The sequence below is a fragment of the Paraburkholderia xenovorans genome, from assembly GCF_046030735.1.
Lineage (GTDB): Bacteria > Pseudomonadota > Gammaproteobacteria > Burkholderiales > Burkholderiaceae > Paraburkholderia > Paraburkholderia xenovorans_A.
This window is the reverse complement of sequence record NZ_JAQQBV010000001.1, coordinates 39,559-56,010: the sequence shown is the minus strand read 5'-3', so window position 1 is coordinate 56,010 and position 16,452 is coordinate 39,559. Positions and strand designations below refer to the sequence as shown.

Annotated in this window: 12 protein-coding genes and 1 tRNA gene; 5 read left to right on the top strand and 8 right to left on the bottom strand. The window is 62.5% G+C overall.

Annotation, left to right across the window (positions count from 1 at the left end):
- Positions 1 to 5: 5 nt before the first annotated feature.
- Positions 6 to 1,742 carry a proline--tRNA ligase gene (locus PQQ51_RS00230; RefSeq protein WP_408493842.1) on the bottom strand — a complete coding sequence of 579 codons (1,737 nt, stop codon included), beginning with the start codon at positions 1,740 to 1,742 and terminating at the stop codon, positions 6 to 8.
- Positions 1,743 to 2,105: 363 nt separating this feature from the next.
- Here PQQ51_RS00230 and PQQ51_RS00225 point away from each other — a divergent pair, with 363 nt between their 5' ends.
- Both PQQ51_RS00225 and PQQ51_RS00220 read left to right on the top strand, forming a co-directional pair.
- Entirely contained in the window at positions 2,106 to 2,846 is a 741-nt protein-coding gene (locus PQQ51_RS00225; protein WP_408493841.1) for an RNA pyrophosphohydrolase, read from the top strand.
- 75 nt (positions 2,847 to 2,921) lie between these two features.
- The gene (locus tag PQQ51_RS00220) at positions 2,922 to 3,479 is read left to right on the top strand and encodes a CNP1-like family protein (RefSeq protein WP_408493840.1); all 558 of its coding nucleotides are present in this window, start codon (positions 2,922 to 2,924) and stop codon (positions 3,477 to 3,479) included.
- A gap of 108 nt (positions 3,480 to 3,587) precedes the next feature.
- Here PQQ51_RS00220 and proB read toward each other — a convergent pair whose 3' ends face one another.
- The 4 genes from proB to rplU form a co-directional block, all read right to left on the bottom strand.
- Complete coding sequence (gene proB / locus PQQ51_RS00215) at positions 3,588 to 4,706, bottom strand: glutamate 5-kinase (RefSeq protein ID WP_408493839.1); 1,119 nt, start codon at positions 4,704 to 4,706, stop codon at positions 3,588 to 3,590.
- 74 nt (positions 4,707 to 4,780) lie between these two features.
- Positions 4,781 to 5,899 carry an Obg family GTPase CgtA gene (cgtA, locus tag PQQ51_RS00210; protein WP_408493837.1) on the bottom strand — a complete coding sequence of 373 codons (1,119 nt, stop codon included), beginning with the start codon at positions 5,897 to 5,899 and terminating at the stop codon, positions 4,781 to 4,783.
- A gap of 228 nt (positions 5,900 to 6,127) precedes the next feature.
- Entirely contained in the window at positions 6,128 to 6,391 is a 264-nt protein-coding gene (rpmA, locus tag PQQ51_RS00205; protein WP_408493835.1) for a 50S ribosomal protein L27, read from the bottom strand.
- A 25-nt stretch (positions 6,392 to 6,416) separates the two neighbouring features.
- On the bottom strand, positions 6,417 to 6,728 hold the full coding sequence (gene rplU / locus PQQ51_RS00200; protein ID WP_006051835.1) for a 50S ribosomal protein L21: 312 nt from the start codon (positions 6,726 to 6,728) through the stop codon (positions 6,417 to 6,419).
- A 238-nt stretch (positions 6,729 to 6,966) separates the two neighbouring features.
- Between rplU and PQQ51_RS00195 the strand changes: the two genes are divergently transcribed.
- The gene (locus PQQ51_RS00195) at positions 6,967 to 7,959 is read left to right on the top strand and encodes a polyprenyl synthetase family protein (protein WP_408493834.1); all 993 of its coding nucleotides are present in this window, start codon (positions 6,967 to 6,969) and stop codon (positions 7,957 to 7,959) included.
- Between the two features lie 50 nt (positions 7,960 to 8,009).
- Positions 8,010 to 8,086: transfer RNA gene (locus PQQ51_RS00190), tRNA-Pro, on the top strand.
- A gap of 738 nt (positions 8,087 to 8,824) precedes the next feature.
- On the opposite strand, the gene PQQ51_RS00185 is transcribed toward PQQ51_RS00190, so the two are convergent.
- The 3 genes from PQQ51_RS00185 to PQQ51_RS00175 all read right to left on the bottom strand — a co-directional run bounded on the left by PQQ51_RS00185 (position 8,825) and on the right by PQQ51_RS00175 (position 14,930).
- Positions 8,825 to 12,031, bottom strand: coding sequence for an efflux RND transporter permease subunit (locus tag PQQ51_RS00185; RefSeq protein WP_408493833.1), 3,207 nt, complete (start codon positions 12,029 to 12,031; stop codon positions 8,825 to 8,827).
- 78 nt (positions 12,032 to 12,109) lie between these two features.
- Positions 12,110 to 13,588: an efflux RND transporter periplasmic adaptor subunit gene (locus PQQ51_RS00180; RefSeq protein WP_408493831.1), complete on the bottom strand. Its 1,479-nt coding sequence runs from the start codon at positions 13,586 to 13,588 to the stop codon at positions 12,110 to 12,112.
- 10 nt (positions 13,589 to 13,598) lie between these two features.
- Entirely contained in the window at positions 13,599 to 14,930 is a 1,332-nt protein-coding gene (locus tag PQQ51_RS00175) for a TolC family protein (RefSeq protein WP_408494278.1), read from the bottom strand.
- Positions 14,931 to 15,111: 181 nt separating this feature from the next.
- Here PQQ51_RS00175 and PQQ51_RS00170 point away from each other — a divergent pair, with 181 nt between their 5' ends.
- The gene (locus tag PQQ51_RS00170) at positions 15,112 to 16,416 is read left to right on the top strand and encodes an HlyC/CorC family transporter (protein WP_408493830.1); all 1,305 of its coding nucleotides are present in this window, start codon (positions 15,112 to 15,114) and stop codon (positions 16,414 to 16,416) included.
- Positions 16,417 to 16,452 lie beyond the last annotated feature (36 nt).

The following is a 16,452-nucleotide window of genomic DNA, read 5'->3' as shown; positions in this document are numbered from 1 at the left end:
TCCGTTTAGCCTGCCAGCGCAGCGCGAACCTTGCCGATCACCGTTTGAGCGGCGTCATCGACCGGCAGCAGCGTAGCTTCCGCATCGCGGCGGCCTTGATACTCCAGCTTGCCGTCCTTCAGACCACGATCGCCGATCACGAGGCGATGCGGCACGCCGATCAGTTCCCAGTCGGCGAACATCACGCCCGGGCGCTCGCCGCGGTCGTCCAGAATCACGTCGACACCCGCTTCGACCAACTGCGCGTACAGCTTGTCGGCCTGCTCGCGCACGGCTTCGCTGCGGTCATAGCCCATCGGGCACAGCACGACTTCGAACGGCGCAATCGATTCCGGCCAGATGATGCCCTTGTCGTCGAAATTCTGTTCGATCGCCGCGCCCAGAATACGCGTGACGCCGATCCCGTAGCAGCCCATTTCCATCGGACGCGGCTTGCCGGTTTCGTCGAGGCACGTGGCGTTCATTGCTTCCGAATACTTGATGCCGAGCTGGAACACGTGGCCGACTTCGATACCGCGGCAGATGTCGAGCACGCCCTTGCCGTCCGGCGACGGATCGCCCTTCTTCACGTTGCGAATATCCGCGACGACCGGTTCCGGCAGATCGCGGCCCCAGTTCACGCCGGCGATGTGGTAATCCACCTCGTTCGCGCCCACCACGAAGTCGCTCATGTTCGCGACCGTGCGATCCGCGACGACCTTGACCGGCTTCTTCGTGTTGATCGGGCCGAGGTAACCCGGCGGCGTGCCGAAGGTCTCGATAATTTCAGCTTCGGTCGCCATACGGAACTCGGCGAGACCCGGCAGCTTGCTTGCCTTGATCTCGTTCAGATCGTGATCGCCGCGCAGCATCAGCAACCAGATGGTCGGCTCGGCGCCTTCGTTTTCCGTGGCGAGAATGATCGACTTGATCGTGCGTTCGAGCGGAATGTTCAGTAGCTCGGCGACCGCTTCGCATTTGGCCTTGCCGGGCGTGGCCGTCTTTTTCATTTCCTCGGCGGGCGCCGCGCGCTCGGCGTGCAGCGGCAATGCTTCGGCCGCTTCGACGTTCGCCGCGAAATCCGAGGTCGGGCAATAGGCGATCGCGTCTTCGCCGGTGTCGGCGATCACGTGGAACTCATGCGAGCCGCTGCCGCCGATCGAGCCGTTGTCCGCCGCCACCGCGCGGAAGTCCAGCCCAAGACGCGTGAAGATGCGCACGTACGCGTCGTACATCTTGCGATACGACTCGCGCAGGCCGTCGACATCTTTGTCGAACGAGTACGCGTCTTTCATGATGAACTCGCGGCCACGCATCACACCGAAACGCGGACGGATCTCGTCGCGGAACTTCGTTTGAACCTGGTAGAAGTTCACCGGCAACTGGCGATAGCTCTTGATCTGATTGCGCGCGATGTCCGTGACCACTTCCTCGTGCGTCGGGCCGATCACGAAATCGGATTGCTTGCGGTCCTTGAAACGCAGCAGCTCGGGGCCGTACTTTTCCCAGCGGCCCGATTCCTGCCACAGCTCGGCCGGCTGCACGGCCGGCATCAGCAGTTCGATCGCGCCTGCCCGGTTCATTTCTTCGCGCACGATCGCTTCCACCTTGCGGATCGAACGCAGGCCGACCGGCAGGTAGTTATAGATACCGCCGGCCACGCGCCGGATCATGCCGGCGCGCACCATGAGCTTGTGGCTGACGATCTCGGCGTCGGCCGGAGCTTCTTTCAGGGTGCCGATAAAGAAACGGGAAGCTTTCATTCAGATTATCCAAAAGCGGCGGCGCCGGAGGGACCGCCCGAAAGGTGAAACGGTAGGGAAATCAAACAGACCCGGCGATGCGGCCGCCGCGAGCGTACCGAACGCTCGCCCGAAGCGCGCTTTCGCAGCGCTGACAAAGCCACGCAAACACGCCGCGCAAATCCAGGCAAACCGACGCCCCACGCGCGCCGCTGAAGCCGGCGCACAAGCCTTTGCAGCAAGGGATAAGGCACGGAAAGACTGACAGGCTACCGCAAACACAGGCCTTTTGCGGCGAATCGTTCCATTCTGGTGCGAATCGGTGCGTCGGGTCCGTTATCTGTTTATAATCAAAGCAATTTTAAAGGATTCGAAGGTGGTTGTATGCTGGATCGTGAAGGCTTTCGCCCGAACGTCGGCATCATCCTCTTGAACGCGCACAACGAGGTGTTTTGGGGCAAACGGCTCCGTGAACATTCCTGGCAGTTTCCGCAAGGGGGCATCAAGTACGGAGAGACCCCCGTGCAAGCGATGTATCGGGAGTTACACGAAGAAACCGGTCTGCTTCCTGAGCACGTCAAGGTGATTGGTCGCACGCGCGACTGGTTGCGTTACGAGGTGCCTGACAAGTTCATCAAGCGCGAAGTACGCGGTCATTACCGCGGCCAGAAACAAATCTGGTTTTTGCTACGGATGGTTGGACGCGATTGCGACATCTGCTTGCGCGCCACCGACCACCCGGAGTTCGATGCATGGCGCTGGAACGAGTACTGGGTGCCACTCGACTGTGTGATCGAGTTCAAGCGGGATGTGTATCAGTTGGCGCTGACGGAGCTATCCCGCTTCATGCGCCGGGATGCGCCGCGTGCGGAAAAACCTGGCGGGCACCATGGGCCGCGTTATCCCCGGATAGCGTCGTCGATGGAAAGTCCGCCGGATTCCACGGTGATGACGGTCACCTCTGTCACGACCGTCACCATCGAAACATCGGTTCATACAACGGTCGCGTCCGATTGCGGCCAGCGTTCGGAATCGGCGGCCGAGGTGGGTGCCGGCTCCGAACGTGAAGACGAACCGGAACGCGCAACCGCCGGCTCGCTGTTCCGCCCGGGCATGCGCAATTAACAACTCTGTGCGGCTATTCACGCCGCCGCAACTGGCGCGACTTTCGAGTCGCGTCAGTGTTTCGAGGACTTCATATTGAAAGCACTTGCTCTCGTCGTGGCGTGCGTCGCCACCGGCGCCCTGCTGGCTGGCTGTTCGAGCGCCGGCAAACCTACCAATAAAGACGACAGCGCGTTCACCTACCTGCTGGACCGGCAGAGCAACTGGGTGGAAAACAAGGTGGACTCGTTGCCGCCGCTGCCGCAAGATGCGAATCTGCTGCCGTTCGAAGTGTCCGGCAATACGCCGCTGCACTTCGCGGTCGACAGTAAATCGCTCACTGTCGGCAATGACGGCGTGGTGCGCTACGTGGTGGTGGTCACGAGTCCGAGCGGCGCGCGCAATGTGAACTACGAAGGGATTCGCTGCGATACGTATGAATGGCGTCAGTATGCGGGCCTGAATGCGGATCACGATGGCTGGGATCAGACAGTCGCGAACGGTTTCACGCGCATCGAGAACGGCACGCTGAACGCTTATCAGGCCGCGCTGTATCAGGACTACATGTGTGCGAACAAGATGCCGACAGGTAACGCACAGAAGATCGTCGACAACATCCGGTTCAAGCGGACGGCGGCTTCGCTGATTCATTGAGGGAAGGTGGGCCGCCTGAGCATGGGGCGAACCCTCCTGGACGTAAAAAAGCCGTTCCAGCTCTCGCTGGAACGGCTTTTTTGTATGCCGCGAAGAACGTCGACCCGCTCAGACCAGCACGAGGTTGTCGCGATGGATCAGCTCCGGCTCCAGCATATAGCCGAGCACCGACTCGATCTCGCCACTCGGACGCCGCTGAATCAGCTTGGTTTCCGCGCTGCTGTAGTTCGTCAGACCGCGCGCCACTTCGAGTCCGGCCGCGCTCAGACAGGCGATCACTTCGCCGCGCGCAAACGCACCCTGCACGCCGACGATACCGATCGGCAGCAAACTCTTGCCGCCTGACGTCAGTTTTTCGACCGCGCCGTCGTCGATCACGACATGGCCGCGCACCTGCAGGTGATCGGCCATCCATTGTTTGCGCGCCGCCATACGCGCAGTGCGCGCGATCAACTGCGTACCGATCGCCTCGCCCGAAGCCAGACGCGACAAAACGTCCGCCTCCCGGCCGCTTGCGATCACCGTGTTCGCGCCGCTGTGCGCCGCGCGCTTGGCGGCGAGAATCTTGGTGAGCATGCCGCCGCGACCGAGGCTCGAACCCGCGCCGCCCGCCATCGCCTCGAGTTCCGGCGCGCCCGCGTCGGCCTGTTGCACGAGCGTGGCGTTCGGGTCCTTGCGCGGATCGGCGGTGAAGAGACCTTGCTGGTCGGTGAGGATCACCAGCGCGTCGCCTTCGATCAGGTTCGCGACCAGCGCGCCCAGCGTATCGTTGTCGCCGAACTTGATTTCGTCGGTGACGACCGTGTCGTTCTCGTTGATGATCGGCACGACGCCCAAGCGCAGCAGCGTGAGCAACGTGGAGCGCGCATTCAGATAGCGCTCGCGATCGGCGAGGTCGGCGTGCGTGAGGAGAATCTGCGCGGTCTGGATCGAATGCTCGGCGAAGCGGCTTTCATAGACCTGCGCGAGCCCCATCTGTCCCACCGCCGCGGCCGCCTGCAACTCGTCGATTTCACGTGGACGTTTGGTCCAGCCGAGCCGCTGCATGCCTTCCGCGATCGCGCCCGAACTGACCAGCACCACTTCCTTGCCTTGCGCGCGCAGCGCCGCAATTTGCGCGGCCCAGCGGCCGATCGCCGCGTGGTCGAGGCCGCGCCCGTCATTGGTGACGAGGCTCGAGCCGACTTTGACTACCAATCGCCGTGAATCTGCGATGACGGAACGCATTGTGCGCGGTCTCCCAAGATGACGCGTGGTGCTTGCCGTCAGCCCGTTCGGGCCGACGACGCTCAGGCTGGTTGTTATTCCTGCGGTTCGGCGCTATCCGATGCGGCAGCCGGTGCTTCCGGCTTTTCGCGGAAGCGCACGTCGGCGGCGAGGTCTTCTGCTTCGGCCGCGCGCTGCGCGTCCGAATGCGCGGCAATGTGATCGAACACCGCGTAGCAAAGGTTCTCGCAACCCTGACCGGTGAGTGCCGAAATCTCGAACACCGGGCCGTCCCAACCGAATCCTTCGAGGAACGCCGACACGCGCGCTTCGCGCTCGTCTTCGGGGACCATGTCGAGCTTGTTCAACACGAGCCAGCGCGACTTTTCATACAGCAGTTCGTCGTACTTGCGCAGCTCGTTGACGATTGCCTTGGCCTCGGCGACCGGGTCGACGGCTTCGTCGAACGGTGCGAGATCGACGATATGCAGCAGCAAACCCGTGCGCTGCAAGTGACGCAAAAACTGGTGACCGAGGCCCGCGCCTTCCGCCGCGCCTTCGATCAGGCCGGGGATATCGGCGATCACGAAGCTGCGGCTCGGCCCGACGCGCACCACGCCGAGATTCGGCGCGAGCGTCGTGAACGGGTAGTCGGCGATCTTCGGTTTGGCGTTCGACACCGACGCGATGAACGTCGACTTGCCGGCGTTCGGCATGCCGAGCAGACCGACGTCGGCCAACACCTTCAACTCGAGACGCACCATACGGCGCTCGCCCGGTTTGCCGTCGGTTTTCTGGCGCGGCGCGCGGTTCGTACTGGATTTGAAATGCAGGTTACCGAGACCGCCCGCACCGCCCTGCGCGATCTGCACGCTCTGGTTGTGTTCGGTCAGATCGGCGATCAGCTCGCCGGTTTCCATATCGGTGATGGTCGTGCCGACCGGCATGCGCAGCGTGATGTCGTCACCGCCTTTGCCGTAGCAGTCCGCGCCGCGGCCGTTTTCGCCGTTGCGCGCCAAGTGTTTCTTCGCGTAGCGGTAGTCGATCAGCGTGTTGATGTTGCGGTCCGCGACCGCGATCACGCTGCCGCCCCGTCCGCCGTCGCCGCCATCCGGGCCGCCGAACGGAACGAATTTCTCGCGGCGCATCGACGCGCTGCCATCCCCTCCGTCGCCGGCGATGACTTCAATCCTCGCTTCGTCAATGAACTTCATGCGTAACTCCGTTCCGTGGTGTACTGCCAGATGGTGCTGCCAGATTTGATGCTGTCGGGTACTGCTATTTTGCCGCGCTCGCCGCAACGTGAGCAATCAGCCGAACGGCTAGCCGCCGTGCAGGGTGACGCGATCCGTCATGCGCCGGGTCCAAAGCGCGGCAATAAAAAAAGCCCCGCTAACTTCGCGGGGCCTTCTTCCGGTCCTGAAGCCCGTGCCTGATTTAACTCAGACTGCTGCCGGGACGACGTTGACCGTGTGCTTCTTCGCTGCGCCCTTCGTCGAGAAATTGACGTGGCCGTCCGTCAGCGCGAACAAGGTGTGATCCTTGCCGATGCCGACGTTTTCGCCCGGGTGCATGCGCGTGCCGCGTTGGCGAACGATGATGCCGCCAGCGTTGATGGCCTGACCGCCGTAAACCTTCACGCCGAGGCGCTTCGATTCAGAGTCGCGGCCGTTCCGGGACGATCCGCCTGCCTTTTTGTGTGCCATTTGATTTGCTCCTTAACCGTTGCGCTTACGCGTTGATCGCGTCGATGCGCAGTTCGGTATAGTTCTGGCGGTGGCCGCCATGCTTCTGGTAGTGCTTCCGGCGACGCATCTTGAAGATGGTCACTTTCTTGTGACGACCTTGCGACACGACGGTAGCCTTGACGGAAGCCCCACTGACCAGCGGCGCACCGAACTTAATCGATTCGCCTTCGCCCACTGCGAGAACCTGGTCGAGCGTGATTTCAGCGTCAATGTCTGCCGGTATCTGTTCTACTTTAAGTTTTTCGCCGACAGCAACTTTATACTGCTTGCCACCGGTTTTTATGACCGCGTACATTGAGAACCTCACTCTGTGTTCATTTTTCCCACGCACCGCGCGCGGAAACCCGTGATTATACATAGAGTTAGCTACCCGGTCAAAACTCATTCAGCGCTCATTGAAGTGTAGCGCGCGCACCGCCTGGCGCCTCGCCCCGTGGGGGCCGCCGTGGATTCTCATGCGTCGCGCCGCAGCCCGCGACCCGGATCTGCCCCGATTCGCCTTATAATTCGCGGCACTACCCAACTCAGCCATCATGTCGTCGACCGCCACCCCCTCCTCCAACGCCGCCAGCCTGCTTGCTCCGATCGCCGAAGACATGCAGCAGGTCAATCGCGTCATACGGCACCGTCTGGCGTCCGACGTGATGCTGATCAATCAGATCTCCGAGTACATCATCAGCGCGGGCGGCAAGCGGCTGCGGCCCGCGCTGCTCCTGCTGGTGGCAGGCGCGCTGGGCGAGACCACCGGGCATCGGCATGAACTGGCGGCGGTCGTCGAATTCATTCACACAGCCACGCTGCTGCACGACGACGTGGTCGACGAATCCGATCTGCGGCGCGGCCGGCAAACCGCCAACGCGCTGTTCGGCAACGCCGCGAGCGTGCTGGTCGGCGATTTTCTCTATTCCCGCTCGTTCCAGATGATGGTGGGCGTGGGCAAGATGCGCGTCATGGAAATCCTGTCGGAGGCGACCAACATCATCTCCGAAGGCGAAGTGCTGCAACTGCTGAACATGCACGACGCCGACGTGGACGAAGCGCGCTACATGCAGGTGATCCGCTACAAGACAGCGAAGCTCTTCGAAGCTGCGGCCCAGCTCGGCGCGGTGCTGGCCGGCTCGGACGCGAAGACCGAAGCGGCGGCGGCGGAGTTCGGCCGACGCATCGGCACGGCCTTCCAGATCATGGACGACTGGCTCGACTACACGGGCACGGCCGAATCGATGGGCAAGAATGCCGGCGACGATTTGCGCGAAGGCAAACCCACGCTGCCGCTGATCTATCTGATCGAACGCGGCACGCCGGAACAATCCGCACTCGCGCGCGAAGCGATCGAGCAAGGCGGCACGGACCGGTTCGACACGATTTTCGAAGCGATCACGCGCTCCGGCGCACTGGACCACACATTGGAATGCGCAAAGCAGGAAGCGCAGGCTGCCGCAGCAGCAATTTCTTCATTTCCCGATTCCATTTTTAAAGAGAGCCTGCTAGAATTATGTTCTTACTCGACGGCAAGACAGTCCTGAACGGGACTGAAAAGCCGAGTTAGTCTGAATCGAGTTCTGCAGTACCAAATCGGGGTGTAGCTTAGCCTGGTAGAGCGCTACGTTCGGGACGTAGAGGCCGGAGGTTCGAATCCTCTCACCCCGACCAGATTTCTCCTTGTCAAGCAAGGACATGAAGCCCAGCACTAGCTGGGCTTTTTTTGTTTACGGTCCGAATCTGCGCGAAAGATACGGCGACTAACCGATTGCCCTTTCGGCCTCCGCGACGCTTCCAGAAGCACCCGCACCGCCTCCATCGTTATGAAGAAGCCGCGCGCCTATCAGCGTCAGCGCGGAAAAAGACACAGATGAGTCTTGACGTGGAGATTCGGATTTCCACAGCGATGCCCCGCATAGTCCACCTTTTCTCCAGGCGCCAGGTCGGTCGGCGTCTTTTGCTTTTGCGCCGGAAGCGAAGTCGTGCCGGCTACCGGCGATTGGTGAGCGGCCGTCGCGCATCCCGCGAGGTTTGCGCCAATCAGAATCGCGAAAAGGGACGTCAATAACAGTGCGCGCATAGTTCACCACAATAGGGAGGCGCCCTCGCTGCCGGCCGCGTCTGTCGAACCGGCGGCGAAACGAACTGCACGAGCATGTTTCGAAGCGATGGGCTGTCGGAGGGAAGACGCGTCGGCGATCAGGCGACCGTAACGACACCCTGAAAGCATCCTGCGCCGCGGCCCCTGCGCCGAGGTGACGCGAACGTGACGAAATTCTTATGCGGTAGCGCCGCAAGTGCCTCAATGGGAATGGGTCGCGACGCGAAGTCGAACGTGAGCACCGAGCCGCATCGTCAACGATCGTGACGGCAGCACGCAGCAAGACACACGGGAAAACGCAGCACGGATTACTGGAGTGGCGTCGTTGAGCGACGCACGCGTTTCACCCACGCGGCCTTGACGAGCACACGTAACGACGTCGAATGCGCGACCCGATACAGCACGGGAAGAACCAGCAGTGTCAGCACCGTCGACGACAGGATGCCGCCGATCACCACGGTTGCAAGCGGACGCTGCACTTCGGCGCCGGTGCCCGTCGCGAATGCCATCGGCAGAAAGCCGAGCGACGCGACCAGCGCTGTCATCAGCACCGGCCTGAGCCGCGTCAACGCACCGTCGCGAACAGCCGCGTCGAACTCCATGCCTTCGTCGCGCAGGTTCCGGATGAAGGAAATCATCACGAGCCCATTCAGCACCGCGACGCCCGACAGCGCGATGAACCCGACGGCGGCTGTGATGGACAACGGAATCCCTCGCATCCATAACGACACCACGCCGCCGCTCAGTGCGAAAGGAATCCCGGTGAATACCAGCAAACCGTCCTTCACGTTATTGAACATGATGAACAGGAGAACGAACACCATGAAGAGCGCGAGCGGAACGACGATCTTCAATCTCTCGCTCGCGCTCTGCAACTGCTCGAACTGGCCGCCCCACGACAACCAGTAACCCGACGGCACCTGAACATCTTGCTGAATCCGCTCGCGTGCATCCGCGACGAACGTGCCCACGTCACGCCCCCGCACATTCGCGCTCACGACGACACGCCGCTTGCCATCTTCCCGGCTGATCTGATTGGGGCCTGGCGTCACGTCGACCGTTGCAAGCTCCGCCAGCGGCACATACGGCGCCGGCCCCGCCGCAGCGCTCGCGGCTCCACGCGACGAAAAAGGCAACGCAATCGGCAAACGCCTGATGGCTTCGATATCCGAGCGGAGCTCCTCGGGTAACCGGACCACGATGTCGAAGCGCCTGTCACCCTGAAACAGCGTGCCCGCCTTCTGACCGCCGACGGCCGCGGCCACCGTGTCCTGAACATCTCCGATGCTCACGCCGTATCGGGCAAGTTTGTCGCGCTGCAGGTTGATGGCGAGAACGGGCAAGCCGGTAGTCTGCTCGACCTTCACTTCCGACGCGCCGGGCACGTTCTGAAGCGCGGCCGCAATCTTCTCGCCAGTCCGGTTGAGTACGGCCATGTCGTCGCCGAAAATTTTGACCGCGACGTCGCTACGCACCCCGGAAATCAACTCGTTAAAGCGCAGTTGAATGGGCTGCGAGAACTCGTACGCGTTGCCTGGGAATTGCGCGAGCGCCACTTTGATTTCCTGTATCAGCGTGTCGCGAGATTTGTTCGGGTCAGGCCACGTGTCGGTCGGCTTGAGCATCACGTAACCGTCCGACAGATTCGGCGGCATCGGATCGGCGGCGATTTCCGCCGTGCCCGTGCGCGCGAAAACCCTGTCGATCTCCGGGAAGCGCTGCTTGAGCGCTTTTTCAATGGACTTCTGCATGTCGATCGATTGCGAGAGACTCGTGCCCGGAATGCGCAACGCGGAAACGGCGAGGTCGCCCTCGTTCAGGCCGGGAACGAATTCGCTGCCGAGGCGCGTCGCCAGCCCCATCGTCAACGCGACGATCACGACTGCACCGATCAGCACCGGCTTCGGGCGCGCCATGAAGGCCGCGAGCGCGGGCTCGTAAAGCCTTCGCGCGCAGCCCATCAGCCAGTTTTCCTTCTCTTCGACGCGCTGACCGATGAACAGCGCAACGCCCGCGGGAATGAAGGTGACCGTCAGCAGCATGGCTGCCGCGAGCGCCATCACGACAGTCGTCGCCATCGGGTGGAACATCTTGCCCTCGACGCCAGTCAGCGCAAAGATGGGCAGATAAACCACCATGATGATCAGCTGCCCGAAAACGAGCGCGCGCCTCGCTTCCTGAGATGCGCCGAACACTTCGCCGAAGCGCTCCTCGCGCGTCAGCGGCCGGCCCGCGAGCGCCTGCGCGTGCGCGAGCCGTCTCACGCAGTTCTCCACAATCACGACCGCGCCGTCCACGATGATCCCGAAATCGAGCGCGCCGAGGCTCATCAGATTGGCGCTCACTTTCGCGTTGACCATGCCGGTAAACGTCATCAGCATCGCGAGCGGAATAACGAGCGCCGTAATCAGCGCTGCCCGGATGTTGCCGAGAAACAGAAACAGAATGACGATCACGAGAACCGCGCCTTCGAGGAGGTTCTTCTTCACTGTCCATACGGCTTTTTCGACCAGCACGGTGCGGTCATAGACAGGAATCGCGCGCACCCCCGAGGGCAGCGTCCGATTGACGTCATTTATCCTGGCGGAGACAGCCGTGGCGACAGCGCGACTGTTTTCCCCGATCAGCATGAACACCGTGCCGAGCACGACCTCCTCCCCGTTCACGGTCGCCGCGCCCGTTCGCAGTTCGCGACCGACATCGACCTGCCCGACATCCTTCATCCGAACCGGTACGCCGCCTGCATTCGTCAGCACGATGTTGGCGATATCGTCGACTGAACCGGCCTGCCCCGGCACCCGCACCAGATATTGCTCACCGCGCTTTTCGATGTATCCGGCGCCGACGTTGTCGTTGTTGCGCTCGAGCGCGCGAACCACGTCGGCCAGTGTCAGACCGTATGACATCAGCCGGGTCGGGTTGGGCGCGACGCGGAACTCCTTGACGTAGCCGCCGATGGTATTCACCTCGGTGACACCCGGTACGTTGCGAAGCAGCGGTCTGATGACCCAATCCTGAAGCTCGCGCAGGTCCATCGGGGTGTAGCGTGTTCCATCCGGCTTGCGCGCGGCGGCGTCGGCTTCGACTGTCCACAGGTAAATTTCTCCGAGCCCGGTCGAGGTCGGCCCCATCGTCGGCGTGGCGCCCGGCGGCAACTTGTCTTTTGCCTCCTGAACGCGCTCGTTGACCAGTTGGCGCGCGAAGTAGATATCGGTCCCATCCTTGAAGATGACGGTGACCTGCGATAAGCCGTAGCGCGAGATGGAACGCGTCTGTTCCAGACCGGGCAGCCCCGCCATCGCGGTCTCGACCGGATAGGTAATGCGCTGCTCGACCTCGAGCGGCGAATAGCCGGATGCCGACGTGTTGATTTGAACCTGCACGTTCGTGATGTCAGGAACCGCGTCGATCGGAAGCCGCTGGTAACTGTAAATACCGAACCCTGCGACAGCGACGACCGCCAGCATGACGAGCCAGCGATGTGCGATCGCGAAGCGAATCAGTTTCTCAAACATTGAGATGGTCCTATGAAACCGGATGAAGAATGCGCAGCGCGCCCGTGGTTGGCTGACGAAGCGGCGGGGCAGGAAGCGTTATTCGTCCTTCACGCTGCCTTTCCCGAGTTCCGCCTTGAGTACGAAGCTGTTGGAATCCACATACCGCTGACCCGGCTTGAGCCCTTTGACCACCTCGACCATGCGGGCGTCGCGGCGCCCGATCTCGACGGCTTGAGCGACGAACCCCTTGGGTGACTGCACGAAGATCGCCGGCACACCGTCGATGTCCTGCAACGCGTCGCTCGCTATGGCAACGGGCACACGTTGTTGGCCCGCATCCACCGACACATTGACGAACATGCCCGGCCGCCACACGCCGTCAGGATTCGGCAATACGACACGGGCCGGCGCCGTGCGCGTCTGTTCTCCGAGCAACGTGCCTACGTAGGCGATGGGGCCGCTCGACTTCGACTCGAATGCCGCGGCGCTGACGGTTGCGTCACGTCCGACGCGAACCTCGTTCAACCGCTGGGCGGGCACCGCCATCTCCGCCCACACGGACGACAGATCCGAGAGGACGAAAACGTTCGCATCCGCCGCAACGGCTTCACCAGGGGTCACATGCTTTTCAACGATCGTTCCGGTGAACGGCGCCCGCAGTTCGTAGCGGTTCAGCGGGCCGCCGGAAACCGGTGCGTCCAGAGCGGATAATTTCTGGCGAGCGTTCTGCGTGGCAATCTCCGCTTCGCGCAACTGCACCTGAGCCTGCAGATAGTCCTGCTCCGCAGAAATCCGCTCCCGCCAGAGCGTTCTCTCCCGTTCATACGCGACGCGGGCGGCCGAGAGCCGGCGCTCTGCAGTGAGAAGCTCGCTTCTGCGGTCGGCCAGGTCCGTACTCGCGATGACCGCCAGCAACTGTCCTTTCGCGACTTTTTCGCCGATCGATACCGGAACCCGCTCGGCGATTCCGGCCACACGCGGCACGACGTGAGCGGTGCGGTCCTCGTTGAACTTGATTTCGCCGGGAAGCTGGAACGACGTGACGACCTGCGCGGGTCCGGCCTGAGCAAGCCCAATCCGGGCGGCTTTTATCTGCTCGGTGCTGAGCGCGACCATGTCGTCGGCGCGAGAGAAGGCAAACGATGCGGATTGCCCTCGCCGCTTAAGATCGATGGACACATCGAAGACATGAGGTTTGGCGAGCGGTTGCGTGGACGTGAACCTTTGACCTGCGCGCGCGAACTGCAGGGGTTCCTTCGAACCGTCGTAGCGCGTGAGGATGCCCGATACGGTCGTCTCCTGATCGGCGGACGGCTTGCCATCGATCGTCGGATAAACGACGAGGCGGGCATCGCCGGACTTCTCCGACAGCAGGATTTCGACGGCCAGCGCGCCATTTTTCAGCACGGTACCGCCATATCGGCCCACGCCGGCTCCAGTCGATTGCGAAATTCCAGGCGTGCCCAGAACCGGCTCCGCCGTCGTCGACGTACGTGTCCATGCGAGCGCGGCGAGCGCAATACCTACGCCGCCGACAGTGGCCGCAGTGGCAATCAGGCGTTTTCTGCGCAGCATAACGAGTCCTTCAACGTGGGTTGGCCGGTTGGCCGGCGTCGGTGCGCAAAGGCATGCCGACAAGGCGTCCGATGTCGGCATAGGCCAGATAGGCGTCGCTCAATGCCTGCACGTATTGCGACTGGCTCTGGAAAAAAGTGCGCTGGGCGTCCAGCACGTCGAGAAAGCTGAACTTGCCCAGCTCGAAGCCTCGCGACACCGCGTTGAGTGCTTCGCGTGCGCCCGGCAAAACAGCGGTCTTCAGTTGCTTCGCCGCCTGCGTGGAGCGCTCGTAGCTCGCGTAGGCCTGGGTCAGTTCCAGGCGCAAACGGGCGTTCTCGCTGTCGAAGTCGGCACTCGCCTTCTCGGCTTGGTGAACGGCCTCTACAAGCGCGCCCTTATTCGTGTCGAATAGGGGCAGCGGTATCGAAATGCCGACGACCGCCTGGTTGTAGCGAACGCCGGCGCTCGTGACGCGCTTCATTCCTGCGCTCAATGTGACATCGGGAATCCGCTTCGCACGCTCCACCGAGATACGGGCGTCGGAGCGCAGCATTTCTGCCCGCGCGCCCCGCGAGACGGGCGAGTCGGGCAGGCGTGCGAGAAGCCCGGACAACGGTTCGACGGAGGGCACGGTCTCGATGTCGCCCACCGCGCGCCGCTCCAGCACGAGCGGACTGCCCGTGACGTTGGCGAGCTTTTCCGCCGCCGTCGCAACACGCGTTCTGGCGTTGGCGAGTTCGATCTGAACGCCTGTTGCGGCAACCCGCGCTTTCGTTGCCTCGACGGGCGACACCTTGCCGGCACGCGCACGCCTGTCGGCAAGGTCCGCGGAACGATTGGCGATATCCGCGGATTCCTGCGCGACCCATAACTGACGTTGAGCCGCGAGCAATCCGTAAAACGCCGACACGACGTCCGCGCGCAACGTCGCGCCGCGCCCGTCGAGTGCGGCAAGTGCAGCTTCACGCCCATACGAGGCGACATCGAGCCGCGCCTGACGCTTGCCGCCCAGCTCGATGGTCTGGTTCAGCTGCGCAGTCGAGGTCCGTTCGCGTCCCCCGAGGCCCTCCTGCAGGAGCGATAGCTGTGGATTCGGCCGGGCCCCGGCTTGCATGAACGCGCCCGCGGACGCGTCCACATCGGCGCGCGCACCACGAAGCAAAGGGTTGTTCTGCGCCGCGATTCCGAGCGCGTCGTCGAGCGACAACGGCGCCGGTGCGAGTTCGCCGCCGGTACCGGAAGCAACGGGCGACGACGGTGGATAGTCGCTACCCGCAGGCGTCGATCCCGGCATCGACTGGGCGCAAACGGGGATTGCCGCGATAATCGCCAATGCGGCGGCAAGGTGGCGGATGAGCATGGAAAGATGGGCGAGCGTGACGGTCAATCCATGCTGCCGCGTGGCCGAGGTGCGAACATGACGCGAAGACGACATTTCGGTCATGTGGGGCCATGCGGACGGCGGACGCCCCCCCCCTGGAGCGGCACGCCCGGCCCCTCTGCTATATTCTCTCCATCCCGTACCCTACCTCTCACCGCGCGTGGAACAACTTCCCTTATGGGCGCAGATCGGCGCCGTCTTTCTGCTGCTCGTCTGCTCCAGCTTCTTTTCGATTTCTGAAACGGCGATGATGGCGCTCAACCGCCATCGCCTGAAACACCTTGCCAACCAGAACGCGCTCGGCGCGAAGACCACCCTGGGCCTGCTGGCGCACACCGATCAGCTGCTGAGCGTCGTGCTGATCGGCAACAACCTGTTCAATACGATCATTCCGGTGCTCACCACCTCGATCGCGCTGCACACGTTCGGCCGTAACAACCTGGTGCTGTCGATCGCAACCGGTATCGTCGCGTTCCTGATCATCGTGTTCGCGGAAATCACGCCGAAAATCGTCGGCGCGACGTTCCCCGAAAAAATCGCGCTGCCGGCCAGCCTGCTGATCGCGCCGCTGATGCGGATCGCGAAGCCGCTCGTGTGGTTCGTCAATCTGCTCGCGAACAGCATCCTGCGGATGCTGCGTATCAACACCCAGGGCGCGCACAATCAGCGGCTTTCCACGGAGGAACTGCGCACCATCGTGCTCGAATCGGGCAGCTTCATGCCCACCAAACACCGCAGCATTCTGCTGAACCTGTTCGACCTCGAAAACATTTCCGTCGACGACGTGATGATCCCGCGCCGCCGCATCGAGGCGCTCGACTTCGACGCGCCGTTCGAGCAGATCCTCCATCAACTCGAGACCTGCTATCACAACAAGCTGATCGTCTATCAGGGCGACATCGACCGGGTTCTCGGCGTGCTGCACGTTCGCAAGACGCTCGCGGCTTTGCACAACCAGGAACTCGAGCGCGAGACGCTGCGCGAGTTGCTCGCCGAGCCGTATTTCGTGCCGACGGGCACGCCGGTGTTCCAGCAGTTGCAGTACTTCCAGGAGAGCCGCCACCGTACCGCGCTGGTCGTGAACGAATACGGCGAACTGCAAGGTCTGGTCACGCCGGAAGACATCATCGAAGAACTCATCGGCGAATTCACCACGTCGATTCCGCGTAGCGCCAATTCGCGCGGCGGCTGGAATGAAGACGGCGAGTGCATCGTCGCGGGCAGCATGCCGTTGCGCGAACTGAACCGCTGGCTGCATCTCACGCTGCCCACCGACGGGCCCAAAACGCTCAACGGCCTGATCCTCGAAATTCTCGAAGACATTCCGGACGGCGACGTATGCGTGCAGATCGGCGAGGTGAAGCTCGAAGTGATGCGTAGCGACGATCAGGCGATCCGCACCGTCAAGCTGTTCCAGCCGCCGACTCGCGCGGGCCTCAAAGTCGCGAAAGCGGCGCGCGGTTAAGTTCTTCAACCGCAGCATCGCATGGCGCCGCCGCGC